The organism is Luteimonas dalianensis (genome assembly GCF_049339425.1).
In the GTDB taxonomy this organism is placed as follows: Bacteria; Pseudomonadota; Gammaproteobacteria; order Xanthomonadales; family Xanthomonadaceae; genus Luteimonas; species Luteimonas dalianensis.
In genome coordinates, this window is record NZ_JBMPPO010000001.1 from 107,113 (window position 1) to 130,565 (window position 23,453).

22 protein-coding genes and 1 tRNA gene are annotated in these 23,453 nt (G+C 70.6%); 12 read left to right on the top strand and 11 right to left on the bottom strand.

Annotation, left to right across the window (positions count from 1 at the left end; all coding sequences use genetic code 11):
- The first annotated feature begins 33 nt into the window (after nucleotides 1-33).
- Entirely contained in the window at nucleotides 34-2,319 is a 2,286-nt protein-coding gene (locus ACOZ90_RS00535) for a TonB-dependent receptor (protein ID WP_422891683.1), read from the top strand.
- Between the two features lie 79 nt (nucleotides 2,320-2,398).
- Here the strand turns inward: ACOZ90_RS00535 and ACOZ90_RS00540 are convergent, their stop codons facing one another.
- From ACOZ90_RS00540 to ACOZ90_RS00550, 3 genes are all read right to left on the bottom strand, one after another.
- Nucleotides 2,399-3,322, bottom strand: a complete 924-nt coding sequence (locus tag ACOZ90_RS00540) for a restriction endonuclease (RefSeq protein WP_422891684.1) — start codon at nucleotides 3,320-3,322, stop codon at nucleotides 2,399-2,401.
- 117 nt (nucleotides 3,323-3,439) lie between these two features.
- Complete coding sequence (locus tag ACOZ90_RS00545) at nucleotides 3,440-4,060, bottom strand: phasin family protein (protein WP_422891685.1); 621 nt, start codon at nucleotides 4,058-4,060, stop codon at nucleotides 3,440-3,442.
- 39 nt (nucleotides 4,061-4,099) lie between these two features.
- The gene (locus tag ACOZ90_RS00550; protein ID WP_422891686.1) at nucleotides 4,100-4,378 is read right to left on the bottom strand and encodes a polyhydroxyalkanoic acid system family protein; all 279 of its coding nucleotides are present in this window, start codon (nucleotides 4,376-4,378) and stop codon (nucleotides 4,100-4,102) included.
- A 76-nt stretch (nucleotides 4,379-4,454) separates the two neighbouring features.
- Here ACOZ90_RS00550 and ACOZ90_RS00555 point away from each other — a divergent pair, with 76 nt between their 5' ends.
- Nucleotides 4,455-5,255, top strand: a complete 801-nt coding sequence (locus ACOZ90_RS00555; RefSeq protein ID WP_422891687.1) for an FHA domain-containing protein — start codon at nucleotides 4,455-4,457, stop codon at nucleotides 5,253-5,255.
- Here the strand turns inward: ACOZ90_RS00555 and ACOZ90_RS00560 are convergent.
- Nucleotides 5,240-5,899, bottom strand: a complete 660-nt coding sequence (locus ACOZ90_RS00560) for a protein-methionine-sulfoxide reductase heme-binding subunit MsrQ (protein WP_422891990.1) — start codon at nucleotides 5,897-5,899, stop codon at nucleotides 5,240-5,242. The genes ACOZ90_RS00555 and ACOZ90_RS00560 overlap by 16 nt on opposite strands.
- Nucleotides 5,896-6,864 (bottom strand): protein-methionine-sulfoxide reductase catalytic subunit MsrP, encoded by a 969-nt coding sequence (gene msrP, locus ACOZ90_RS00565; RefSeq protein ID WP_422891688.1) that lies wholly within the window; start codon nucleotides 6,862-6,864, stop codon nucleotides 5,896-5,898. Before msrP ends, ACOZ90_RS00560 begins: the two co-directional genes overlap by 4 nt.
- Nucleotides 6,865-6,985: 121 nt before the next feature.
- Here msrP and serC point away from each other — a divergent pair, with 121 nt between their 5' ends.
- The 3 genes from serC to aroA are packed head-to-tail and all read left to right on the top strand — an operon-like array spanning nucleotide 6,986 to nucleotide 10,571.
- Nucleotides 6,986-8,071, top strand: coding sequence for a 3-phosphoserine/phosphohydroxythreonine transaminase (serC, locus tag ACOZ90_RS00570; protein ID WP_422891689.1), 1,086 nt, complete (start codon nucleotides 6,986-6,988; stop codon nucleotides 8,069-8,071).
- Nucleotides 8,072-8,079: 8 nt separating this feature from the next.
- A complete protein-coding gene (gene pheA / locus ACOZ90_RS00575; protein WP_422891690.1) occupies nucleotides 8,080-9,252 on the top strand; it encodes a prephenate dehydratase in 1,173 nt (390 codons plus the stop codon).
- Nucleotides 9,249-10,571 (top strand): 3-phosphoshikimate 1-carboxyvinyltransferase, encoded by a 1,323-nt coding sequence (gene aroA, locus ACOZ90_RS00580; RefSeq protein WP_422891691.1) that lies wholly within the window; start codon nucleotides 9,249-9,251, stop codon nucleotides 10,569-10,571. Before pheA ends, aroA begins: the two co-directional genes overlap by 4 nt.
- Here aroA and ACOZ90_RS00585 read toward each other — a convergent pair.
- Nucleotides 10,558-11,112, bottom strand: coding sequence for an energy transducer TonB (locus ACOZ90_RS00585; protein ID WP_422891692.1), 555 nt, complete (start codon nucleotides 11,110-11,112; stop codon nucleotides 10,558-10,560). The genes aroA and ACOZ90_RS00585 overlap by 14 nt on opposite strands.
- 83 nt (nucleotides 11,113-11,195) lie before the next feature.
- Complete coding sequence (locus ACOZ90_RS00590; RefSeq protein WP_422891693.1) at nucleotides 11,196-11,840, bottom strand: energy transducer TonB; 645 nt, start codon at nucleotides 11,838-11,840, stop codon at nucleotides 11,196-11,198.
- A 112-nt stretch (nucleotides 11,841-11,952) separates the two neighbouring features.
- On the opposite strand from ACOZ90_RS00590, the gene serS reads away from it, so the two are divergent.
- The 4 genes from serS to ACOZ90_RS00610 all read left to right on the top strand — a co-directional run bounded on the left by serS (nucleotide 11,953) and on the right by ACOZ90_RS00610 (nucleotide 15,156).
- Nucleotides 11,953-13,233, top strand: coding sequence for a serine--tRNA ligase (serS, locus tag ACOZ90_RS00595; RefSeq protein WP_422891694.1), 1,281 nt, complete (start codon nucleotides 11,953-11,955; stop codon nucleotides 13,231-13,233).
- Nucleotides 13,234-13,295: 62 nt separating this feature from the next.
- Nucleotides 13,296-14,240 (top strand): LysR family transcriptional regulator, encoded by a 945-nt coding sequence (locus ACOZ90_RS00600; protein WP_422891695.1) that lies wholly within the window; start codon nucleotides 13,296-13,298, stop codon nucleotides 14,238-14,240.
- A gap of 59 nt (nucleotides 14,241-14,299) precedes the next feature.
- A tRNA-Ser gene (locus tag ACOZ90_RS00605) sits at nucleotides 14,300-14,387 on the top strand.
- Nucleotides 14,388-14,508: 121 nt separating this feature from the next.
- Entirely contained in the window at nucleotides 14,509-15,156 is a 648-nt protein-coding gene (locus tag ACOZ90_RS00610; RefSeq protein ID WP_422891696.1) for a response regulator, read from the top strand.
- Between the two features lie 28 nt (nucleotides 15,157-15,184).
- Here the strand turns inward: ACOZ90_RS00610 and ACOZ90_RS00615 are convergent, their stop codons facing one another.
- On the bottom strand, nucleotides 15,185-18,346 hold the full coding sequence (locus ACOZ90_RS00615) for an Rne/Rng family ribonuclease (RefSeq protein ID WP_422891991.1): 3,162 nt from the start codon (nucleotides 18,344-18,346) through the stop codon (nucleotides 15,185-15,187).
- Between the two features lie 495 nt (nucleotides 18,347-18,841).
- Here ACOZ90_RS00615 and ACOZ90_RS00620 point away from each other — a divergent pair, with 495 nt between their 5' ends.
- Nucleotides 18,842-19,822, top strand: coding sequence for an RluA family pseudouridine synthase (locus ACOZ90_RS00620; RefSeq protein ID WP_422891697.1), 981 nt, complete (start codon nucleotides 18,842-18,844; stop codon nucleotides 19,820-19,822).
- A gap of 63 nt (nucleotides 19,823-19,885) precedes the next feature.
- Here the strand turns inward: ACOZ90_RS00620 and ACOZ90_RS00625 are convergent, their stop codons facing one another.
- Nucleotides 19,886-20,227, bottom strand: a complete 342-nt coding sequence (locus ACOZ90_RS00625; protein ID WP_422891698.1) for a 4a-hydroxytetrahydrobiopterin dehydratase — start codon at nucleotides 20,225-20,227, stop codon at nucleotides 19,886-19,888.
- 82 nt (nucleotides 20,228-20,309) lie between these two features.
- Between ACOZ90_RS00625 and ACOZ90_RS00630 the strand changes: the two genes are divergently transcribed.
- Both ACOZ90_RS00630 and ACOZ90_RS00635 read left to right on the top strand, forming a co-directional pair.
- On the top strand, nucleotides 20,310-20,903 hold the full coding sequence (locus ACOZ90_RS00630; protein ID WP_422891699.1) for an NfuA family Fe-S biogenesis protein: 594 nt from the start codon (nucleotides 20,310-20,312) through the stop codon (nucleotides 20,901-20,903).
- A 16-nt stretch (nucleotides 20,904-20,919) separates the two neighbouring features.
- Nucleotides 20,920-22,569, top strand: coding sequence for a hypothetical protein (locus ACOZ90_RS00635; protein ID WP_422891700.1), 1,650 nt, complete (start codon nucleotides 20,920-20,922; stop codon nucleotides 22,567-22,569).
- Nucleotides 22,570-22,638: 69 nt separating this feature from the next.
- Here the strand turns inward: ACOZ90_RS00635 and ACOZ90_RS00640 are convergent, their stop codons facing one another.
- Both ACOZ90_RS00640 and ACOZ90_RS00645 read right to left on the bottom strand, forming a co-directional pair.
- Nucleotides 22,639-23,043: a c-type cytochrome gene (locus tag ACOZ90_RS00640; protein WP_422891701.1), complete on the bottom strand. Its 405-nt coding sequence runs from the start codon at nucleotides 23,041-23,043 to the stop codon at nucleotides 22,639-22,641.
- An 8-nt stretch (nucleotides 23,044-23,051) separates the two neighbouring features.
- Complete coding sequence (locus tag ACOZ90_RS00645) at nucleotides 23,052-23,399, bottom strand: c-type cytochrome (protein WP_422891992.1); 348 nt, start codon at nucleotides 23,397-23,399, stop codon at nucleotides 23,052-23,054.
- Nucleotides 23,400-23,453 lie beyond the last annotated feature (54 nt).

The following is a 23,453-nucleotide window of genomic DNA, read 5'->3' on the forward strand; positions in this document are numbered from 1 at the left end:
CGCAACATCCGCAGACCCGTGGGGAGAGACTTGATGAAGCGCAATATTCTGAGCGTGGCGGTGGTACTGGGCATGGCGTCGCTGGGCGCGCACGCGCAGGAGCAGGAAACGGCCGCGCCCGACGGGCAGCAGGAACAGGTGCAGGCCACCACCCTGGACGGCGTCACCGTGACCGCGCGCCGGCGCACCGAGTCGATCCAGGACGTGCCGGTGGCGGTGAGCGCGTTCGGCGAGGAGCAGCTGCGCGACCTGCAGGCCAACGACGTGAGCGGCCTGCAGGGCGCGGTGCCCAACCTCAACATCGTGCCCGGCCGCGGCTCGTCCAACACCGTCAACGTCTTCATCCGCGGCATCGGCCAGCCCGATTCGCTGCAGACCTTCGATCCGGGCGTGGGCATGTACGTGGACGACGTGTACTACTCGCGCATCAACGGCGCGCTGTTCTCGCTGTTCGACGTGCAGCAGATCGAAGTGCTGCGCGGCCCGCAGGGCACGCTGTACGGCAAGAACTCCACCGGCGGCGCGATCAAGGTCAACACCAAGAATCCGTTCGACGACCAGGGCGCGGCGGTCGAGTTCGGCATGGGCAGCTTCGGCCGCATCGACGGGCGCGCCTACCTGGGTGAACAGCTCAGCGACAGCGCCGCCTTCAGCCTGGCCGGTGCCTGGCTGACCAGCGACGGCTACGTGGACGATCCGGTGACCGGCGACGAGTACAACGGCGAGGACACCCTGGCCCTGCGCGGCAAGCTGGCGCTGCGGCCCACCGACACCTTCAGCGCCACGCTGTCGGCCGACTACACCCGCCAGGACAACGGGCTGACCCTGGGCCACCCGACCGCGCCGCTGATCCGCACCGACCTGGCGCTGGGGCCGGTGGTGCTGCTTGAGCCGGATCCGGACTACGACTTCGAGGCCCGCACCTCGTTCCGGCCCGGCCAGGGCCAGGAAATGACCCACAAGGGCGTCAGCGCCAACCTGGAATGGGATTTCGGCGGCGCCTGGGGCCTGAAGAGCATCACCGCCTGGCGCAAGCTCGACACCAGCTCGTTCATCGACATCGATGCCTCCGAGTGGGAGCTGGGCGACGTGCTGGTGGAGGTCGACCAGGAGCAGTTCAGCCAGGAGCTGCAGCTGCAGTACGACAACGGCGGCAACCTGCAGGCGATCTTCGGCGCGTACTACATGAGCGAGGAGCTGCCGTCCTACCAGGAGGCATACGCCAGCGACTTCTTCGGCTTCCTGGGCACGCCGATCGACTTCCTGCGCACCATCAACGACGACCTGTCGACCGAGAGCATCGCGGCCTTCGCCCACGTCAACTGGGAGTTCGCCCCGACCTGGACACTGGCCGCCGGCCTGCGCTATTCGCGCGACGAGAAGGACTACTGGCGCACCACCAGCACCTACTGGGCGCCCTGGCTGGAGGGCATCCTGGGCGTCAGCCTCAACGAAACCGTGGCCTTCAGCGGCAAGGAGAGCTGGGATGCATGGACGCCGTCGGTGAGCCTGCAGAAGGCCTTCAGCGACAACATCATGGGCTACGTGTCCGCCAACCGCGGCTTCAAGTCGGGCGGCTTCAACGGCCGTGCCAACACGGCGCTGGAAACCACCTCGGCGGTGTTCGACCCCGAGTTCGTGTGGACTTACGAGGCGGGTGTGAAGATGCGCTCGGCCGACGGCCGCCTGACCGCCAACATCGCCGCCTTCCACAGCAGCTACGAGGACTTCCAGGCCCGCGTGTCGGAGGTGCTGAACCCGGATTCGCCGGTGCCGACGTTCTCCTTCCCGGTGCTCAACGCGGCCGAGATGGAGGTCAACGGCTTCGAGTTCGAGGGCGTCGCGCTGCTGGGCGACGCGACCCGGCTGAGCGGGCAGGTGAGCTGGATGGATGCCAGCTACAAGGCCTTCGAAGACCTGCGCACCACCGATCCGACCAACCCGGAATACAACCCGACCCTGCACGACCACGTGCCGTTCTCGCCCGACTGGAGCGCGCGCATCGCCCTGCAGCACGGCTTCGACCTGGGCGACAACGGCCTGTTGACCGTGGGCGGCGACGTGGCCTACCGCGGCGACACCTGGCTGTCGGTGGACAACCGTCCGGGCCTGATGCAGGACGCCTACACCACGGCCGGGCTGTTCACCTCGTGGGACTCCCCGCAGTACGCCTGGCAGATCCGCGCCGGGGTGCGCAACCTGACCGACGAGTACTACAAGGTCGAAGGCCAGGAGTTCTCCTCGGTGGCCAACATCCAGACCGCGTACTACGCGCCGCCGCGCAACTGGTACCTGACGGTGCGCCGCAACTTCTTCTGACCCGAGTCCCACCCCTGGGAGCACAGCCCCGGCCGCCAGCGAACGCTGCGGCCGGGGTTTTTCATTGTGCGCTCTCCAGTCAGTACGCGCGGCACTGGCGGAAGCGAACCTGCTCGCCGCTGCCGGCGGGCGGGGTGAGCTGGATGCGCGAGGCGGCCAGGTCGGGGTAGCGCTCCACCAGCGGGCAGATGCCGGGCATCGCGTCCTGGCCGGTTTCGGCCAGGTGAACCTCGAGCGTGGAGTGGGTGCTCCAGAGCGCGTGGGTCACCAGCGGCAGCGTGGATACGGCGCTGGCCACGGCTTCGCGCTGCTGCTCCAGGGTCAAGCTGGTTGCCGCCGGTTCCGGGGCCTGTCCGGCCTCGTCGGCGATTGCGGGTGCGGGCGCCGGGGCCGATGGCCGCGCCTGCGCGGCGGGCTCGGGCAGGAGGATGAAGGTGGCCACGCCTGCCAGCAGGGCCAGCAGCCAGGACAGCAGGGTGCGCTGGCGGGCAAGCGTGTGGGTCGATTCGCGGATCGAGGCCAGCTGGTCGGCCCGGGTCAGGTCACGCAGCTCGGGCCACAGGGCCTGGCCGTCGAGCAGTTCGATCCCGCGCCGGGCGGCCGGCTCGCGCGCGTCGTCCAGGATCCGCCCCTGGGTGACCAGGAAGCCGCCGGCGGCGTTGGCCAGGCGGATGTCGTTGGCCAGCTGCTCGACTTCGGGTCGGCCGAGCACGTAGGCGCTTCCGTGCTTGCAGGACAGCAGCCAGTGCTCGCCGTCGCGTTCGAGGATGAAATCGCCGTCCCCGGAAGCGGTTTCCTTGTCGACCACGCGCGTGTAGCCGCGCCGGGCCAGGGCCGCCAGCACCAGGTTGATGAACTCGCGCCAGGACGTGCCGGCCAGGGCCCGGATGCCGGCCGCGGTTTCGTCGCGCCGGCGCAGGACGTGCCAGATGAAGACCGTCAGCAGGCCGCCCGTGAGCAATGCGACGGCCAAGGCGACGAGCCAGTGCGTGATTCCGCCCACCACAGATCCCCCTGCAAGGTTTGCACCGGAAGGTTAACCCAACCGCCGGACGGATCGGGCGCCGCGGGCCGGGCAGGGCAGGCCAAAGGCCCGCCGCACCCCGGCCCGCGGGGCCGGTCAGCGGGCGGACTTGGCGGCGGTGCCGGTGGTGGCCGCGGATTTCTTCCTGGCGGTGGCCGCCTTCTTCACTGCCGCGGTGCGGGTCGTGGCCGGCGCCTTGCGCACCGCGGTCTTGCGGGCGGCGGGCTTGCGGGCGCTGGCGGCGCGCTCGCGGCGCAGTTCGGCTTCCAGCGCACCGACCTTGCGCTCCAGTTCGGCCACGTCGTCACGGCTGGGCACGCCCATCCGCGACAGGGTGCGCTGCATGCGCTCGTCCAGGGCCTTTTCCCAGCGCTCCCAAGTGTCTTCGGCCTTGCCGCGCACGTCATCCATGCCGGTGCCCACGGCGGCCATCACGTCGTCGGCACGGTCGCTTGCCGCGGTGCGGGCCCGCCGCTCCAGTTCCTCGCCTTCCTCCACGAGCGAAGCAAACAGCCGGCTGCCCTCCACCTGGGCGCGGCCAAGGGCGCCGATGCCGGCCAGCCAGACGTGCTGGGCGGACTCGCCCAGGCTTTTGGCCAGCTTCTCCGCCTGCCGCTCGGCCTTCGTCCGGCTGTCCGGGCCGGCGGCCCGCTTCGCCTTCTTCTCCTTCGACTTGCCGTCTTTCGCCTTCCTGCTGCCCTTGCTGTCGGTTGCCATGATGGTGCCTCCGGATCGGGGTGGGACTGGTTGAAGGTTTCAGTTGCCCAGGCGCTCGGCCAGGACGCGGCGGATCTCGCTCTCGATCGGCCCCTTCATCGCCGAAAGCAGGAATCCGAGCTTCGCGGTCACGTGCAGTTCCTCGGGGGCCAGGTCGATCCTGCCGTCCAGGCCCGGGCGGCGGAAGTCGACGCTGTCGCCGTTCCACGCGTAGTCGATGCCGAACTTCTCCGACAGCCTGCTTGCCGCCTGCTCGATCGCCTCGCGTACGCGGGGCATTGGCAGCGAATGGGGGTGGCGGATGTCGATGTCGCCCATGCGTGTTCCTGGATTGTCGTGGCCTGACCGCATTCTAGCGGCGCGGCGCACACGCGGCGTGATAGATTCCTGCCGCATGCAGCCACTCGTTCTCCGGTTCCTGTCTTCCTCCGCCCGGCCGGATCTTCCGCTCGTGGTCGGGATGCACCACGTCGGGCATGCCGGTGATGCGCTTGGCGTGGTTGCCGATGAGTCGGAGGCGCTTGCATGCTTCTGCGTGGATCGCCGCGGGGTCTGGCTGACCGTCAACAACGGCGCCGGGGTGCACGTGAACGGCCGCCAGGTACGCCGGCTGGCGATGCTGCGGGTGGGCGATTCGGTGTACCTGGACGGGCACGAGATGCGGCTGGTGGGCGGGCGGTCGCCTTCGCCGCCGGCCGGTGAGCCTGCAGGCCGTGGGGATGGCGCCTGCGATCCGCGCGTGGTGCTTCGCGGACTGGGCGGGCGCCACCATGGTCGCAGCTTCACCCTGGACGTGCCGCGGCTGGTGGGGCGCGCGTCTTCGGCCGACATCCACATCGACGATCCCGCTTTCGCCGACCGCCATGCGCGGCTGGAGCTGGTGGACGGGGACGTGTGGCTGCGCGACCTGGGCTCGGAGGAAGGCAGCGTGGTGAACGGCGAGCGCGTACACGATGCGCTGCTGCGGCCGGGTGACCAGGTGGTGTTCGATGCCAACGACCGCTTCGTGGTGGAGGCGCCGATGCGCGACGCGCCGCAGCAGCCGCTGCCGATCGGCGGCATGGGCGAGGGCGCCGCTGTCGCGGAAACGCCCGGAGCCGCTGCGCCGTCCTACTGGCGTCTGCCGCTGGTGCTGCTCGCGGCGCTGCTGATCGCGATGCTGCTGGGCCTGCTGCTGCTTTACGGCGCGGGCTGAGCCGCGGGCCGGCGGCGGCCACCGAACCGGCGGACGATCCGCCAGCCCAGCAGGGCGGCGAGGATGCCGGCGTAGAGCAGCGGCTCGCGCAGGTCGGATTTCACGATCCACCAGAAGTGCACGACCGCAAGCACCGCGATGACGTACGCCAGCCGGTGCAGCTGGCCCCAGCGTCGGCCCAGCCGCCGCATCCAGCCGCGGGTGGAGGTGATCGCCAGCGGCACCAGGCCCAGCCAGGCCAGGAAGCCGACGGTGATGTACGGGCGGCGGATGATCTCTTCGAAGATGCTGCTCCACCAGCCGCCCAGGTCGAGGGCCAGGAACGCGGCCAGGTGCAGGCTGGCGTAGAAGAACGCATACAGGCCCAGCATGCGGCGGAACCCGACCAGCCGCGCCTGGCCGGTCAGCTGGCGCAGCGGCGTGATCGCCAGCGTGGCCAGCAGCAGGCGCAGGGCCCAGGTGCCGGTGCGGTGCTCGATTTCCGCCACCGGATCCGCGCCGAGGGCGTCGATATCGATGCCGCCGGCCACCTGCCAGACCTGGAACAGCAGCAGCGCGAGCGGCGCCAGCGCCAGCGCGTGCACCGCTGCCTTGGCTGCGACCAGCCCGGTGGAGGATCGCCGCCGCGGCGTCCGCGGGCTCAGTACCACCTGGCCAGATCCATGCCGGAATACATCGAGCCGACCTGGTCTGCGTAGCCGTTGAACATCCGGGTCTCGATGCGGTTGGCCACCAGCCGCGAGGTGGTGCCGGCAATGCGCCGCTCGCTGGCCTGGCTCCAGCGCGGGTGGTCGACCTGCGGATTGACGTTGGCGAAGAAGCCGTATTCGCGCGGCTGCAGGTCGTTCCAGGCGGTCGCCGGCATGGTTTCGCTGAAACGGATCTCGACGATCGACTTGATGCTCTTGAAGCCGTACTTCCACGGCACCACCAGGCGCAGCGGCGCGCCGTTCTGCTGCGGCAGCGGGCGGCCGTACAGGCCGGTGGCCAGGAAGGCGAGTGGATGCATGGCCTCGTCGATGCGCAGGCCCTCGCGGTAGGGCCAGTCGATCGTGCGCCGGCGCACGCCGGGCATCTGCTGCGGGTCGGCCAGGGTGGTGAAGGCGACGTACTTCGCCTTCGAGGTCGGCTCGAAGCGCTTGAGCACGCTGGCCAGCGGCACGCCCAGCCACGGGATCACCATCGACCAGCCTTCCACGCAGCGCAGGCGGTAGATGCGCTCCTCCGGCAGCAGGCCCTGCAGCAGATCGTCGAAGTCCATCACCCCCGGGCGCGCGCACTCGCCGCCGACCTCCACCTGCCACGGCGAGGTGCGCAGGGTGCGCGGCGCGCTGGAGGGGTCGGACTTGCCGCTGCCGAACTCGTAGAAGTTGTTGTAGGTGGTGGCGTCCTCGAACCGGGTCAGCTCCTCGTCGGTGGAGAAACCGGCGCGCACCTGGTCGGGCGTGGGCGCGGGGCCGGGAGGCGGGGGCGGCTCGGCGGCCGCGCAGCCGGCCAGGCCAAGCGCGGGCAGGGCGGCCAGGCCGGCCACGATGCGCCGCCGGCCCTGCCAGACGGCTTCGTCCGTCACGGCGGCGGAAGGGATGCGGAGGGCGTCGCGCAGGTTCATGGCGTCCTTGGGGGTGCGGGGGACGTCCCATTCGACCACATGGAAGGGCCTGGAGTTGCGACAACCTTGCTGCACTGCGCCATACTCGGGCGGCAGCCGATTGTCCGGAACAGGAGAAACCATGTCGCGTGCCTACAACTTCAGCGCCGGCCCCGCCGCGCTCCCCGAGCCGGTACTCGAGCAGGCGCAGCGCGAGATGCTCGAGTTTGGCGCGGCGGGCGCGTCGATCGTCGAACTCAGCCACCGCGGGCCCGAGTTCATGCAGATCGCGCAGGCGGCCGAGCGCGACCTGCGGACACTGGTGGGCATCCCCGACGACTACGCGGTGCTGTTCACCGCCGGCGGCGCGACCACCCAGCAGGCGCTGATGGCGCTCAACTTCGCCGAAGCCGGCCAGCCGGCGGACTACGTGGTGACCGGGCACTGGGGCCAGGTCGCGACCCGGCAGGCGGCGCCCTACGTCGACCTGCGGATCGCCGCCAGCAGCGAGGCCGACGGCTTCCGCTCGATCCCGGCGCGCGACACCTGGAAGCTTTCCGGCGACGCCGCCTACGTGCACATCACCGCCAGCGAAACCATCCACGGCGTCGAGTTCCGCGACGTCCCGGACGTGGGCGAGGTGCCGCTGTTCGCCGACTTCAGCTCGTCGATCGCCTCCGAGCCCATCGACGTGTCCCGGTACGGGATGATCTACGCCGGCGCGCAGAAGAACCTGGGGCCGGTGGGCATCGGCGTGGTGGTCGTGCGCCGCGACCTGCTCGAGCGCGCCGGCCAGCCGCGCGCGGACATCTTCGACTACGGCCGCCAGCTGGCGGCCGACTCGATGCTCAACACGCCCCCGACCTGGAACTGGTACATGCTCGGGCTGACCGTGAAATGGATGCTCGACGAGGGCGGGGTGGAGGAGTTCGCCCGCCGCAGCGCGGCCAAGTCCGCGGCGCTGTACGAAGCGATCGACGGCTCCGGCGGCTTCTACCTCAACCGGGTGGATCGGGCGGTGCGCTCGCGCATGAACGTGGCGTTCTTCCTGCATGACGAGGCCCTCGACCAGGCGTTCCTGGACGAAGCACGCGCCGCCGGGCTGATCGGGCTCAAGGGCCACCGCGTGCTTGGCGGCATGCGCGCGTCGATCTACAACGCCATGCCGGTGGAAGGCGTGCAGGCGCTGGCCGGCTTCATGCGCGACTTCCAGCGGCGCAACGGGTAAGGGCCGCCATGAGCGAAAAGGCACGCGGGAAGACCGCAAAGAAGGCGGCGAAGAAGGCGGTAAAGAAGGCCGCCCGGAAAACACCGGCGGAGGCAGCGGCGACGCCGGCGGATCTGTCGTCGGTGCGCGAGCAGATCGACAGCATCGACCGCGAGATCCAGGGCCTGATCGCCGAGCGTGCGCTGTGGGCGCACCAGGTCGGCAAGGCCAAGGGCAAGCTGGCGGCGGCGGTGGACTATTACCGCCCCGAGCGCGAGGCGCAGGTGCTGCGGCGGGTGGTCGACCGCAATGACGGGCCGCTCTCGGACGAAGTGCTGGTGCGCCTGTTCCGCGAGATCATGTCCGCCTGCCTGGCCCAGCAGGAGCCGCTGAAGATCGGCTACCTCGGGCCGGAGGGGACATTCTCGCAGCAGGCGGTGCACAAGCACTTCGGCCACTCGGCCAAGGGCCTGCCGATGGCGAGCATCGAGGAGGTGTTCGACGAGGTCGCCGCCGGGCACGCCGACTTCGGCGTGGTGCCGGTCGAGAACTCCGGCCAGGGCACCATCCAGTCCACGCTGGATCTGTTCCTGACTTCGCCGCTGATGATCTGCGGCGAGGTCGAGCTGCGGGTGCACCAGTACCTGCTTTCGCGCACCGGGCATATCGAGGACGTGGAGCGGGTGTATTCGCACGGGCTGTCGCTGGCCCAGTGCAAGGGCTGGCTGCGCCAGCACCTGCCGGACGCGGAGAAGCACCCGGTGGCCAGCAACGGCGAGGCCGCGCGCCGGGCGCGCAATGCCGACGACGCGGCGGCGATCGCGGGCGAGAACGCCGCCCACGTGTACGGGCTCAAGGTGGTTGCCGGGCCGATCGAGGATCGCGCCGACAACACCACCCGCTTCCTGGTGATCGGCCGCGCCTCGTTCCCGCCGTCCGGCCACGACCGCACCTCGCTGCTGGTGTTCATCCGCGACCAGCCCGGCGCGCTGTACCGGATCCTGGAGCCGCTGGCGCGGCGCGGGATCAGCATGAACCGGATCGAGTCGCGGCCGGCCCACGGCGCGCTGTGGCAGTACGCGTTCTTCATCGAAGTGGCTGGCCATGCCGAGGAGTCGCCGCTGAGCGACGCGCTGGGCGAGATCGACGAGTTTGCCGGCGACGTGCGGGTGCTGGGCTCGTATCCGGTGGCCGTGCCTTGAGCGTGGACAGCTGGACTGCGGAAGCGGGCAGGCCGCTGCGCGGGGAAATCGTGGTGCCCGGCGACAAGTCGATCTCCCACCGGGCGATCATGCTGGCCGCGCTGGCCGATGGCACGTCGCGGATCGAGGGATTCCTGGAGAGCGGGGACGCGCAGGCGACCGAGGCGATCTTCCGCCGGATGGGCGTGCGGATCGAAGCGCCGTCGCCGGGCGTGCGCATCGTCCACGGCGTCGGCATCGACGGGCTGCTCGCCCCGGAAGGCGTGCTGGACTGCGGAAATTCCGGAACCGGGATGCGCCTGCTCGCGGGACTGCTGGCCGGGCAGGGCTTCGACTCCGTGCTGGTGGGCGATGGGTCGCTGTCGCAGCGGCCGATGCGGCGGGTGACCGCGCCGCTGGCCCGGATGGGGGCGCGAATCGATACGACGGATGGCCGCCCGCCCCTGAGAGTCCATGGCAACAACACCCTTCAATCAATTGATTTTGAATCGGAAGTCGCAAGCGCCCAGGTCAAGTCCGCGGTGCTGCTGGCCGGGCTGTACGCCCGGGGCACGACCCGGGTGAGCGAGCCGCGGCCAACGCGTGACTACACCGAGCGGATGCTGGCGGCGTTCGGCTGGCCGGTACGGTTCTCACCGGGGCGGGCCGAGCTCCCGGGCGGGCACCGGCTGCGCGCAACCGATGTGACGGTGCCCGCGGACTTCTCCTCGGCGGCGTTCTTCCTGGTCGCCGCCACGCTGGTGCCCGGCTCGGAGCTGCTGCTGCCGCGCGTGGGCATCAACCCGCGCCGCACCGGGCTGCTGCACGTGCTGCGGGCGATGGGCGCGGATATCGAGCAGCGTGCCGCCGGGGAGCAGGGCGGCGAGCCGGTCGCCGACCTGGTGGTGCGCCACGCGCCGCTGCGCGGCATCGAGGTGCCGGTGGAGCACGTGCCCGACATGATCGACGAGTTCCCGGCGCTGTTCGTGGCCGCGGCCTGCGCCAGCGGCAGCACGGTCGTGCGCGGGGCGGCCGAGCTGCGGGTCAAGGAGTCCGACCGGATCGCGGCGATGGCGGCGGGCCTGCGCCGGCTGGGCATGCGCGTTGACGAGACCGACGACGGCGCCACCATCCACGGCGGCCGGCTGCAGGGCGGCGACGTGGATGGCCAGGCCGACCATCGGGTGGCGATGGCCTTCGCGGTGGCCGGGCAGCTTGCCGATGGCCCGGTGCGGATCAACGACACCGCCAACGTCGCCACATCGTTTCCCGGCTTCGCGGCGCTGGCCCGGGATGCCGGTTTCGGCCTGGAGGACGGGCCGGCGCCTACTCGACGCTGAAGTCGACCGGCACCGTCACCGTCGAGGCCACTGCCTGCCCGTTCTCGATCGCGGGCCGGAAGACCCACTGGCTGACCGCTTCGCGCGCGGCCCGATCCAGTTCACGCGAGCGGCTGCTGCGTTCGATTTCGACCGACACCGGGATCCCCTGGGCGTCCACTTCCACCCGCAGCAGCACCGTGCCTTGCTCGCGCGCGCGCAGGGCCGCACGCGGGTACTCGGGCTGTACGCGGTCGACCGGTTCGGCGCCCCGGTCGGCGGGCGGCGCTGGAGCGGGTGCGGACTCGGCGGCGGGTGCGGGCGGCGGGGTTTCCTCTGCCGGCGCCTCGGCGGGCGCATCCTCCGCGGCCGGCTCAACGACCGGCGTCTCCATGCCCGGCTGGCCGGGCACCGGTTCGCGTTTACTGTAGGCGTACCAGAGGATCGCCAGCAGCGCGATCAGCAACAGCAGCCCGACCAGCGGCCTGGTGCTGCGGCGTTCGTCCTCGCGCCCGCCGGACTGTGGATCCTCGGGCCCGGGAGCCGGTGGGGGAACGGACATGGCGGGGCTCCGTATTCAGCCTTTAAGGCGATCAGCGAACCACAGGGGTTGTTGTCGCCGCGTCACGATGCCGGCCCGCCGGTTCAGGGGTTGAACAGCACCGGCACGTGAACCACCTGGGTCACCGGCTGGCCCTGCCGGGTCGCCGGTTCGAACCGCCAGCGCCTGACCGCCTGCACCGCGGCCCGATCCAGCGCCCGATGCGAGCTGCTGCGCGCCACCTCCACCTGGCGCGGCCGTCCGTCGGTGCCGACCAGGGCGCGGATCATCACCTCGCCGGATTCTCCGCGCCTGAGCGAACGCGCGGGGTATTCCGGAGGCGGGCGGTGAACCGCGAGGGCGCCGTGATCGGCGACCAGCGGCCCGCCGTCATCGGGCTGGATATCGCCAGGCGCCGGTTCCGGTGGCGGGGATCCGACGACCTGCGGGGGCGGTTCGGCGGGCGCGTCGGGCAGGGTGAACACGCCGCCGGCCTCGTCGTCCGGCTCGGCCTCGGCCTGCTGCTCGGGCAGCTGCGGGGCGGGAAGGGATGGCGCATCCGGCTTGGCCCCGACGGTGACCGCCGGGAGCATCGCGTCGTTGCTCGCCTCCGGTGCTTCGCGCTGCATCCACACCAGCAGGAACAGCAGCACGCCCAGCGCCACCCCGGCCGGGACGATCAGCCATGAGCCGGACAGCGTGCGCCAGCGCGCCCGGGCGTTCGTGTTCCGGTTGGCAGATCCTGGCATGTGTCGGGGGGTCGGAGGGGACGCCCGATTCTTGCACAGGTCGGCATGGCGGTCGGCGCGGGCGGCGCGCTCGGGCGATAATGCCCGCCCACGCCACGCGACGAACGCACCCATGCTTGATCCGAACCTGCTGCGCAACGACCTTCCCGCCCTCGCCGAACGCCTGCGCCAGTCGCGCGGGTTCTCCCTCGACGTGGATGCCCTGCAGACCCTGGAGAACGAGCGCAAGCAGCTGCAGGTGCGCACCCAGGAGCTGCAGAACCTGCGCAACACGCGCAGCAAGGAGATCGGCAAGGTCAAGGCGCAGGGTGGCGACGTCGCCACCCTGCTGGCGGAGGTTGCGGGCTTCGGCGAGGAGCTCAAGGCCAACGAGCAGGCGCTGCAGGAAAAGCGCGAGGCGATCGACCGCATCGCGCTGGAGATCCCCAACCTCCCGGCCGACGACGTCCCTGCGGGCAAGGATGAAGACGACAACGTCGAGGAGCACCGCTGGGGCACGCCACGGGCATTCGACTTCCCGGTGCTCGACCACGTCGAGCTGGGCGCGCGCAACGGCTGGCTGGATGGCGAGACTGCGGCGAAGCTGTCGGGCGCGCGCTTCACCGTGCTGCGCGGCCCGCTGGCGCGGCTGCACCGGGCGCTGGCGCAGTTCATGCTGGATCTGCACACCGGCGAGCATGGCTATCAGGAAACCAACGTGCCGGTGATCGTCAACGCCGAGTCGATGCAGGGCACCGGCCAGCTGCCCAAGTTCGAGGACGACCTGTTCGCCACCATGGTGGGCGACTCCAGGCGCTACCTGGTGCCGACCGCCGAGGTGCCGCTGACCAACATCGTGCGCGACCAGATCCTGGAGGCCGACGCGCTGCCGCTGCGGATGACGGCGCACTCGATGTGCTTCCGCGCCGAGGCCGGCAGCCACGGCCGCGACGTGCGCGGCATGATCCGCCAGCACCAGTTCGAAAAGGTGGAGCTGGTGACGGTGTCGCCACCGGAGCAGAGCGAGGCCGAGCACGCGCACATGGTGCGCGCCGCCGAAGTGGTGCTGGAAAAGCTCGGGCTGCCGTACCGGCGCGTGCTGCTGTGCACCGGCGACATGGGCTTCTCGGCCCGCAAGACCTGGGATCTGGAGGTCTGGCTGCCGTCGCAGGAGCGCTACCGCGAGATCTCCTCGGTCTCCAACTGCGGGGATTTCCAGGCCCGGCGGATGCAGGCGCGCTGGCGCAACCCGGAGGCCGGCCGGCCGGAGCCCGTCCACACCCTCAACGGCTCCGGCGTGGCGGTGGGCCGGGCGCTGGTGGCGGTGATGGAGAACTGCCAGCAGGCCGACGGCACGATCGAGGTTCCCGAGGTGCTGCGCCCGTACATGGGCGGCGCGGAACGGATCGCCTGACGTTGTGAAAATGGGACGAAAAGCGTTAAAATTAAAACATCGTTCCACGAAAAGGACTTGATGTGCAGGATCTGAATGACCTGTATTACTTCGCCCTGGTGGTCGAGCACGGCGGTTTCGCAGCCGCCGAGCGCGCCCAGGGCATCCCCAAGTCACGCCTGAGCCGCCGCATCAGCCAGCTGGAAACCGAGCTGGGCGTGCGCCTGCTGCAGCGCTCCACGCGGCGCTTTGCGGTCACCGACGTGGGCCAGAGCGTCTACCGCCACGCCCGCTCGATGCTGGCCGAGGCCGCCGCCGCCCGCGAGGTGGTCGATCGCCTGAGCGCCGAGCCGCGCGGGGTGGTGCGGGCCAGCGTGCCGGTCAACATCGCCCAGCAGCTGATGCCCAAGCTGCTGCCGGACTTCCTGGCCCGCTACCCGCAGGTGCGGGTGCAGATGCACGTGAGCAACCGCCGGGTCGACCTGATCAACGAAGGCTTCGACGTGGCCGTGCGGGTGCGCACCAAGTTCGATGACGACGGCAGCCTGATCATGCGCAGCTTCGGCCCGATCCAGGAGCTGCTGGTGGCCAGCCCGAGGTACCTCAAGGGCGCCGGCCGTCCGACCGAGCCGGAAGACCTGGCCGAGCACACCACCATGACCATGGCCGAGGACGAGGTGCGCCAGCGCTGGGAGCTGCAGCGCAACGGCGAGACCCGGCGGGTCGAGCTCAAGCCGCGCATCTCGGGCTTCGATTTCCCCATGCTGATGTCGCTGGCCACGCAGGGCCTGGGCATCACCATGCTGCCGGAAACCGTTTGCGCCGACGCGGTGCACAATGGCGAACTGGAAGTGGTGCTGCCCGAATGGCGCCTGCCGCAGGGCGTGTGCCATGCGGTCTTCGCCTCGCGCAGCGGCCTGCTGCCGGCGGTGCGCGTGTTCATCGACCACCTGGCCGAATACATGCCGCGCCTGTTGGAACAGTCCAGCCTCAACTGCAAGGGCGCCGGCCTGGAGGACGCCGCCTGAGAGGGGCGCTGGTCAAACCGGCACGACGCGAAGCGTCGTTGGTGGATAATGAGGACATCGGAGAGATGGCCGAGTGGTTGAAGGCACCGGTCTTGAAAACCGGCAACGGGAAACCGTTCGTGGGTTCGAATCCCACTCTCTCCGCCATATCAAACTTCGAAATGCCCGGAATCACCGCACATATCGCCAATTCCGTGACACAGGTCAGCCTGCAAGCGTGCACCGCTGCGCTAGCCTGCAACAGGGGAAATCCAGGGAGGTACAGGGAATGACCATCCGGGTGTTCATGGTCGACGACCATGCGCTCGTGCGCACCGGATTGCGCATGATCCTGGCCGGGGAGGCCGATATCGAAATCGTGGGCGAGGCGGACTCGGGAGAGGATGCGCTGCCCAGGATCCGCCAGCTCAAGCCCGACGTGGTGCTGTGCGACCTGCACCTGCCCGGCGTCAGCGGCCTGGAGGTCACCGAGCGGATCGTCCGCGGCGACTACGGCTCCCGGGTGATCGTGGTTTCAGTGCTTGAAGACGGGCCGATGCCCAAGCGGCTCATCGAGGCCGGCGCGTCCGGCTACGTCGGCAAGGGCGGTGACGCCAGTGAACTGGTGCGCGCAGTGCGCACGGTGGCCAGCGGCAAGCGCTACCTGGCCAGCACCATCGCCCAGAACATGGCGCTGTCGGGCCTGGACGGCGAGGGCAGCCCCTTCGACGCGCTCACCGCGCGCGAGATGGAGATCGCGATGCTGCTCATCCAGGGCCTGCGCCAGGAGCAGATCGCCCAGCGCCTGAGTCTGAGCGCCAAGACCATCAACACCCACAAGACGCGGCTGTTCGACAAGCTGCAGATCACCGACATGATCGCGCTGGCCCGCATGGCGAGCCAGTACGGGGTGATCGACCCCGCGCAGACCCTGTAAGGCGCTGCGCGGGCCGATCCGCAGCGCGTCAGGCGCTGCGGGGCTGCTCGGCCGGGCGTTCCGACCTGGCTTCTTCCTTCTCTTCTGCGTTGGCGGCGACTTCCGTGTCCGACCCGGCTGCCTGCACGGGCGCGGCTTCGACCGCGTCGGCAGCTTGCTGGGCAGGGGCCGGCGTTTCGAACAGGCTCGCGGTCACTGTGCCGGGCCCGGCTTCCGGTTGTGCCCTGGCGTTGCCGGTGCTGCCGCTGTCGTCCGTCCCGGTGGCGGGAGCGGCGGCTACGATTTCTTCGGCTTCTTCGGAGGCCACCACGGCTTCGTCCGGAGCCTGTTCTTCCTCGGCCACCGGCGTCGCCTCGGCCACGACTGCTTCCGCAGCTGCTTCGGCCGGCGATTCGGCCGGGGCCGGCGCCTGCGGCGCAGCCGCCTGGGCTTCCGCCGCGGGTTCCGGCTTCACGGCAGGCGCTGCTTCCACTTCGCTCATGGACAGGGCAGGGGCCGCTTCGGCGACAGCCTGCTTGCCGGCATCGTCGGACGCGTCCGCAGTCTGGGCCGGCTGGGCTTGCGCCACTGCGGCGACTTCGGTTGCCACGTTGCTGTCAGCCGCCGTTGCCTTGGTCTCGGCCGGGGACAGGTCGGCGGTATCGGTGTCGGCAGCAGCGGCGGCGACCGGAGTCGGCTTGCGCGGCCGGCGCGCAGGCCTGGGCGCCCCATCCGCCGACGCAGGCGGGTTGTCGTCGAAGTCGAACTCGGGCTGCGACGCCTGGGCGGCCGGGGTATCTGCGGCATCCTCCTGCAGCGCGGCGGCCGAATCGCCGGAATCCGCGGACTCGGCTCCCGCGCCCCCGCGACGACGACGGCGTCCGCCGCGGCGTCCGCGGCGGCGGCGCCCGGTGCCTTCCCCGGATGCGCCTTCACCTTCGCCCTGGGCAGCGTTCGCGCCCTGCTGCTCGCGGGCCACGTCGGTTTCCTGCGCGGGCTTTTCAGCGGGTGCCGCGGCGTCCACCGGAGCCGGCGTGGCTGCCGCTGCCGCGGCGCCGGTTGCAGCGGCGGCTGCAACCGCCTCGGTCGCCTTCAGCGCTTCGGTCGCCTTGTTGTCGGACTGCACGGCGTCGTCGGCACTGGCAGGGCGGTCGCCGCGGGGCGGTTTGTCGGCCTGCTTCTGGCGCTGGCCGCGGGACTGCTGGGCCTGCTTCTGGCCGCCGCGCTGCTGCTTGTCCTGTTCCTGGCGCTCCTGCTTGTCCTGCCTGTCCTGGGACTGGTCGCGATCGGCCTTCTGGCCCCGGCCCCGCGACCGGCGCGACTTCTGCTCGTCGGAACGCTCGCCGCTGCGGCCCTGGCGGCCGGAACGGCGCTGCTGGCCGCCGCGATCACCACGTTCGCCGCGCTCCTCGCCCTTGCCGGAATCATTCCTGCGACGCTCGGGCGCGGCCGGAACCGGCGTGGCCGCGGGCGCGGGCGCGCCGCCCATCAGCGTGCGCAGCCAGCCCATGAAGCCTCCGCCGGCCGGCGCGGCTGCAGCGGCAGGCGCCGCCGCCGGTGCAGGCGCGGGCGCGGGGGCCGGAGCCGGAGCCGGCTCTTCGCGCGGCTCGCGGACGGGTGCCGGCTGCGCCGGGCGAACCGCCTTCACCGCCGCCGCCGGCGGCACGTTGAGGTTGGACTTGTTGAGCGCGATCGTGGCCACCTTGCGCGGGGTGCGGCGCTGGTAGCTGGGGCGATCGGTTTCCTCGCCCATCTCGTTCTCGCGGATCCGGGTGACTTCGTAGTGCGGCGTGTGCAGCTGCTCGTCGGCGACGATCACGATCGGCGCCGTGTGCCGGCCCTCGATCTCGGCCAGCGCGGCGCGCTTCTCGTTGAGCAGGTAGTTGGCGATCTCCATCGGCGCCTGCACCAGCACCTGGCCGGTGTTGTCCTTCATCGCGTGCTCCTCGGCGACGCGGATGATCGACAGGCTCAGCGACTCGACGCTGCGCATGCGGCCGTGGCCCTCGCAGCGCGGGCACACGATCTGGCTGGACTCGCCCAGCGAGGCGCGCAGGCGCTGGCGGCTCATCTCCAGCAGGCCGAACTTGGAGATCCGGCCCAGCTGCACGCGCGCGCGGTCGTACTTGAGCGCGCCCTGCAGGCGGTTCTCGACCTCGCGCTGGTGCTTGTTGGAGGACATGTCGATGAAGTCGATCACCACCAGGCCGCCCAGGTCGCGCAGGCGCAGCTGACGGGCCACCTCGTCGGCGGCCTCCAGGTTGGTGTGGAACGCGGTTTCCTCGATGTCGCCGCCGCGGGTGGCGCGGGCGGAGTTGACGTCCACCGCGGTCAGCGCCTCGGTCTGGTCGATCACCAGCGCGCCGCCGGAGGGCAGGTTGATGGTGCGCTCGTAGGCGCTTTCGATCTGCGACTCGATCTGGAAGCGGTTGAACAGCGGGGTGTCGTCGGTGTAGTGCTTGAGCTTGCGCAGGTTGTGCGGCATCACCTGTTCGACGAAGTCCTTGGCCTCGGCGTACATCTCCGGGGTGTCGACCAGGATCTCGCCGATGTCGGCGCGCATGTAGTCGCGCAGGGCGCGGGTGATCAGGCGCGACTCCTGGTAGATCAGGAACGGCGAAGGCTTGGCCAGCGCGGCGTCGCAGATCGCCTTCCAGATGCTCAGCAGGTAGTCCAGATCCCACTGCAGCTCTTCGGTGTCGCGGCCGACGCCGGCGGTGCGGATGATCACGCCCATGTCGTCGGGAATCTGCAGCGCGTCCATGGCGCGCTTGAGCTCGGCGCGATCCTCGCCTTCGATCCGGCGCGAGACGCCGCCGGCGGTGGGCGAGTTGGGCATCAGCACCATGTAGCGGCCGGCCAGCGAGATGAAGGTGGTCAGGGCGGCGCCCTTGTTGCCGCGCTCCTCCTTCTCCACCTGCACCACGACTTCCTGGCCCTCGCGCAGCAGCTCGCGGATGCCGGCCTTGTGGTCGACGCCGGCCTGGTAGTAGTCGCGGGAGATTTCCTTGAGCGGCAGGAAACCGTGGCGGCTGGCGCCGTACTCCACGAAGGCTGCTTCAAGGGAGGGTTCGAGCCGGGTGATGCGGCCCTTGTAGATGTTGGACTTCTTCTGTTCCTGGGACGGCTGTTCGATGTCGATGTCGTACAGGTTCTGGCCGTCCACGATCGCCACGCGCAGTTCTTCGGCCTGCGTGGCGTTGATCAGCATGCGTTTCATTGTTGCGTTCCTCGCGCGCTGCTACCGCGCGGAACGCCGTGGGCGTTTCGTCTGGTTGTACTGGAGGCTGCGCCAGCGGGGCGAATGTTCCGCTGCCGGGACGGCGAACCGTCCCGCGCCGCGGCGCGGCCATCAGGTTGTTCCAGCGCTACGACACCACGGCAGGCCGCGGGAGCGCTTGCGTTGCATTGTTCGTGTTGCAAGGACCGGCGGCGGCCTTTGGCAAAAAAGCCGCAGGCGCCGCGCGGGGCATGTTCAGCACCGTCTTGCGGGGTTTCCGCGGAAACGGACGATGGCCGGGCCTGCCGATGAGCCGCTAACATGTCCGCCCCGGGGGCGGTGGCCGCGCACTGCAATCGGGATCGAGGAAGGTGGGCTTTCGGCCCTGTTTGCCGGTTCCGGTGGCACCTTGGCACCGCCGGGGCAACTCCCTGCGAAATCAAACCCTTATATCGCGACGCGAGTGTAGCAGATCAAACCCGTCCAATGACCCATCCGGAACGCCCCGATTCCCAGCCTGGCGGCGCCCGCACCGTGCGGGTGGCCGACGACCGCGATGGCCAGCGGCTGGACAACTTCCTGCTCGGCCAGCTCAAGGGCGCCCCGCGCAGCCTCGTCTACAAGCTGGTGAGATCCGGCCAGGTGCGGGTGAACGGCGGCCGCGCCAAGGCCGACCGGCGCCTGGAGGGCGGCGACGAAGTCCGGATCCCGCCCGTCCGCCTGGCCGGGCCGGGAGAGCGGGGCACCCCGGCCAAGGGACTGATGGACGCGCTGGCGGCCGGCATCGTGTTCGAAGACGAGCGGCTGCTGGCCCTGAACAAGCCGTCGGGGGTCGCCAGCCACGGCGGCAGCGGGATCGGCTTCGGCGCCATCGAGACCCTGCGCGCCCTGCGCCCCAACCAGTCGCTGGAGCTGGTGCATCGCCTGGATCGCGACACCTCGGGCCTGCTGCTGTTCGCCAAGAAGCGTTCGGCCCTGTCCGAGCTGCAGGCGCTGCTGCGCGAAGGCGGCGGCGACGCCCGTAGCGGGGTCGGCAAGCGCTACCTGACCCTGCTCGCCGGCCGGATGCCCGACGGCACCATGAGCGTCGACGCCCCCCTGCACGTGGGCCTGCGCCAGGGCGGCGAACGCCACGTGCAGGTCAGCGACGCCGGCAAGCCCTCGTTGAGCCACTTCAAGGTGCTCGAGCGCCGCGGCGGCCATTCCTACTGTGAAGTCGCCATTGCCACCGGCCGCACCCACCAGATCCGCGTCCACGCCCGCCACATCGGCCACGCGGTGGCCGGCGACGACAAGTACGGCGACCCGGAGGTCAACAGGCGCCTGCGCGACAAGGCCGGCCTGCGGCGCCTGTTCCTGCACGCCGCTTCGCTTGAATTCGCGCTCGACGACGGCCGGACTCCGTACCTGCTGCACGCGCCGCTGGCGCCGGAGCTGTCCGAAGTCCTGGATCGCCTGGCAGGCTGAAAGCGATTCGCGCCGATGGTGCGCACCGAAGCCGAGCCCCGTCGTGGCCCCTCAGCTCACTCGTCAGCCAACCAGCGCATCCGCCTTCGCGGCGCAGATGAAATCGTTCTCCGACAGTCCGTCCACGTCATGGGTCGAATACCGCACCACGCAGCGGTCATAGTGCACCCCCAGGTCCGGGTGGTGATCCTCGCCATGGGCCATGAACGCCAGCGCGTTCACGAACGCCATCGTCCGGTAGTAATCGTCGAACTTGAACGTGCGCACCAGCGCATGGCCGTCCTCGGCCAGCTCCCAGCCCGGCACCTGCGGCAGCAGTTCGCGGATATCGGCATCGGACAGGCGGTGTTCGCGGCCGCTGCGGGGCACGCAGCGGGCCCGGGCGAGGGGGATCAGGTCTGACATGGTTCACTCCTGTCGCTGCGGCGCAACGCTCCGGTCGACTGGCGTTCCGGAAACCCCGCCGCGGGCCGGATAGAATACCCGCATGATCCAGATCTCAGACACCGCCCAGACCCACTTCCGCAAACTCATCGAACGCGAAGCGCTGCCCGGCCTGGGCGTGCGCCTGGCCGCGGTGTATCCGGGCACCGCCCGCGCCGACGTCCAGCTGGAGTTTGCCGAGCCCGGCGACCTCGACGGCGACGAGTGGGCCATCGACTGCGAAGGCTTCACCCTCTGGCTCGACGCCTCCAGCGTGAAGTTCCTCGACGGCGCCGAGATCGACTTCACCACCCAGGCCACCGGCGGCCAGCTGCAGATCCGCGCCCCCAAAATCAAGGGCGAGGCGCCGGATGGATCCGCATCGCTGGTCGAGCGGGTGCGCTGGCTGGTCGAGCACGAGATCAACCCGCAGCTGGCCAGCCACGGCGGCCACGTCTCGGTGGTGGAAGTGACCGCCGAGGGCGTGGTGGTGCTGCGCTTCGGCGGCGGCTGCCACGGCTGCGGCATGGCCGACGTCACCCTCAAGCAGGGCATCGAGAAGACCCTGCTGCAGAAGGTGCCCGGCGTGACCGCGGTGCGCGACGCCACCGACCACGACACCGGCACCGCCCCGTACATCAAGCGCAGTTCCGGCTGACCGGACGCCGACTCGGGTGTTCACCCCGGCCGAACTGATCGAGTCACTGCGGCGCCGGCAGCGCCGCTCGATCCGGCCGCTGCCTGCCGATGGCATCCCGCCATCGTGGAAAGCCTGGTTTGAATCCAGCGCGCCCGCTGCGGGCCCCGCGGACGTTTCGCTGGCACGCGACATCATCGCGATCTTCGCCGCGCGCCCCCCGGTGCCGAGGCCTCCGGTTGAACAGCTGCAGGGCTGGCGGGCATTCCGGGCGCTGTGGCGCCAGCAGTGGGAGCCGCCCGGCCGCGACGAACGCGGCCTGCGGGTGCTCTCGCGCAGCCTGTCGATCCTGCTGCACCTGGGCCTGGTGGTGGTGATGTCGTGGCTGATGCACGCCCGGTTCCTGGTCGCGCCGGCGCCCGATGCCCAGCGCGGCGAGCAGGTGACCCAGGTGGTCTTCATCGGCGACGGCACCCCCGAGGATGAAGGTGGCGGCGCGCCGCCGGAGCCCGCCGCACAGGTTGAGTCCCCGGCTCCGGCCGAGCCCGAACTGCCTGCGCCGCTGCCGGAGCCGGCCCCGGCTCCATTGCCCGCGTCGGAGCCGGAGCCAGCAGCCGTAGCGGTGACCGAGCCCGAGCCCGAACCGGAGCCCCCGCCGCCCACGCCGGAACCCGAGCAGCCGCTCGTGGTGACCGAAACGCCGCTGCCCGACGGCGCCTTCCAGGTGCCACCGATCCAGGCGGTCGAAGTGCCCGCGCCGCAGCTGCGCGAAATCGAAGTGGCGCCGCGCACGCGCGGGATCGAACTGGCCGAAACCCACGAACTCGATGCGCCGCCGATGCGGCCGATCGACACCCCGGCGCGCGAGCCCGCACAGCCGCAGCTCGAAATCGCCGAGCGCGAGGTCGCCCTGCTGGAACCCGCGCCGCCGGCCCCGCAGGTGCGCGTGCCGGACATCCAGGCGCCCACGCTGAGCCCGGACACCCGGCAGGCGCGCACCCGCGACATCCCGATGCCACCCGTGCCGGATCCCGGCGAGTCCGCGGACGCTGCGGATGCCTCGGATGAAGGCGACCTGGCCCAGGCCGAAGCCGGGCAGGGCACCGAGCCCGACACCCCACCCGACACCGGGCCGGAGCGCGGAGACGATCCGGTGGCGAACGCCGGGCCGGCCCCGGTCGTGCGCGATGGTGGCTGGAGCACCCCGCAGCGCGGCGACGACCCCGGTGCATCCACCGTCAACCGCCCTGGCGGGCAGGGCGGCAGTTCGAGCCTGTTCAACCCGGATGGCAGCGTGCGCCTGCCGCCGGGGCAGGGGCAGGTGGGCGGCGGCCTGCCGCCCGGCACGATCACCGAGGACTACGAGAAGATCGACCGCATGGGCACCTGGCTCAAGCGCCCGCCGACCGACTACGAGCCGACCAGCTTCGACCGCTTCTGGGTGCCCCACGAGAACCTGCTGGAGGAATGGGTACGGCGCAGCATCCGCACCGTGCTGATCCCGATCCCCGGCACCAACAAGTCGATCCGCTGCAACGTCGCCACCCTGGCCTTCGCCGGCGGCTGCGACCTGGTCGATCCAAACCTGCAGGACGACCCCGCCAGCGCCCGGCCGCCGCCGGACATTCCGTGGCGCCCGGATCTGCAGGAAGACCAGGAAGGCCTGAGCGACGACGCCTGGCGCTGAGGTGTTGCCGGCGCCCAAACGACAACGGGGCCACGTGGGCCCCGTTGCACCGGCTGTGCAGGCGCAGGCTCAGTAGGCGTTGCTGAGGTCGCTCAGCTGCGAAGGCTGCGAAGCGAAGAACTCCGCCAGATCCGCGATCTGCTGGTCGCTCAGGCCCTGGGCCTGGTTGGACATCAGCGAATGATCGCGCGCGCCGCTGCGGTACTGCTGCAGGGCGTGGCCCAGGTAGTCGGCGTACTGGCCGCCGATCTTGGGGTAGGTGGGATCCAGCGGCTGGTTGCCGTCGGCGCCGTGGCAGTCGATGCAGGACTGGCCGGTGGCCTCGCCCTTGACCGCGGCCTGGAGTTCACCGGCGTCGATGCGCCCGCTGGGCAGGCCCGCGGACGAGGAGCCGCCGTCGGCGGGGGCGCAGGCGGCCAGCAGCGCGGCGGCGGAGAATGCGGACAGGAACAGGAAGTGCTTGGAAATCGTCATCGGGCGGCTCACTCGTTCACGCTGGACAGGAAGGCCGCCAGGTTGGCGATGTCCTCGTCGGAAAAGCTCTTGGCCTGCGCTTCCATGGTCGGATGCTGGCGCGTGCCCCGCTTGTACTCGGTCAGGGCGTTGGTCAGGTATTCGACCGACTGGCCGCCGATCTTGGGCACGCGGTAGGCCGGGTAGGCGTTGCGGTATTCGCGGATCCCGTGGCAGCCCATGCAGGTGTAGGCCAGGGTGCGCCCTTCGTCGGCCGAGCCCTGCGCGGGCGCGGCGGCGGTGGCGGGATCCTGGGCTGCTGCCGTGAACGGCAGGGCGGCGAGGGCGAGGCAGGCGGCAAGTTGCAGCGGTCGCATCATGTGGTTATCCGCAATCCTGTATTGGCTGATCCGGGGCCGTCGCGGCCCGAT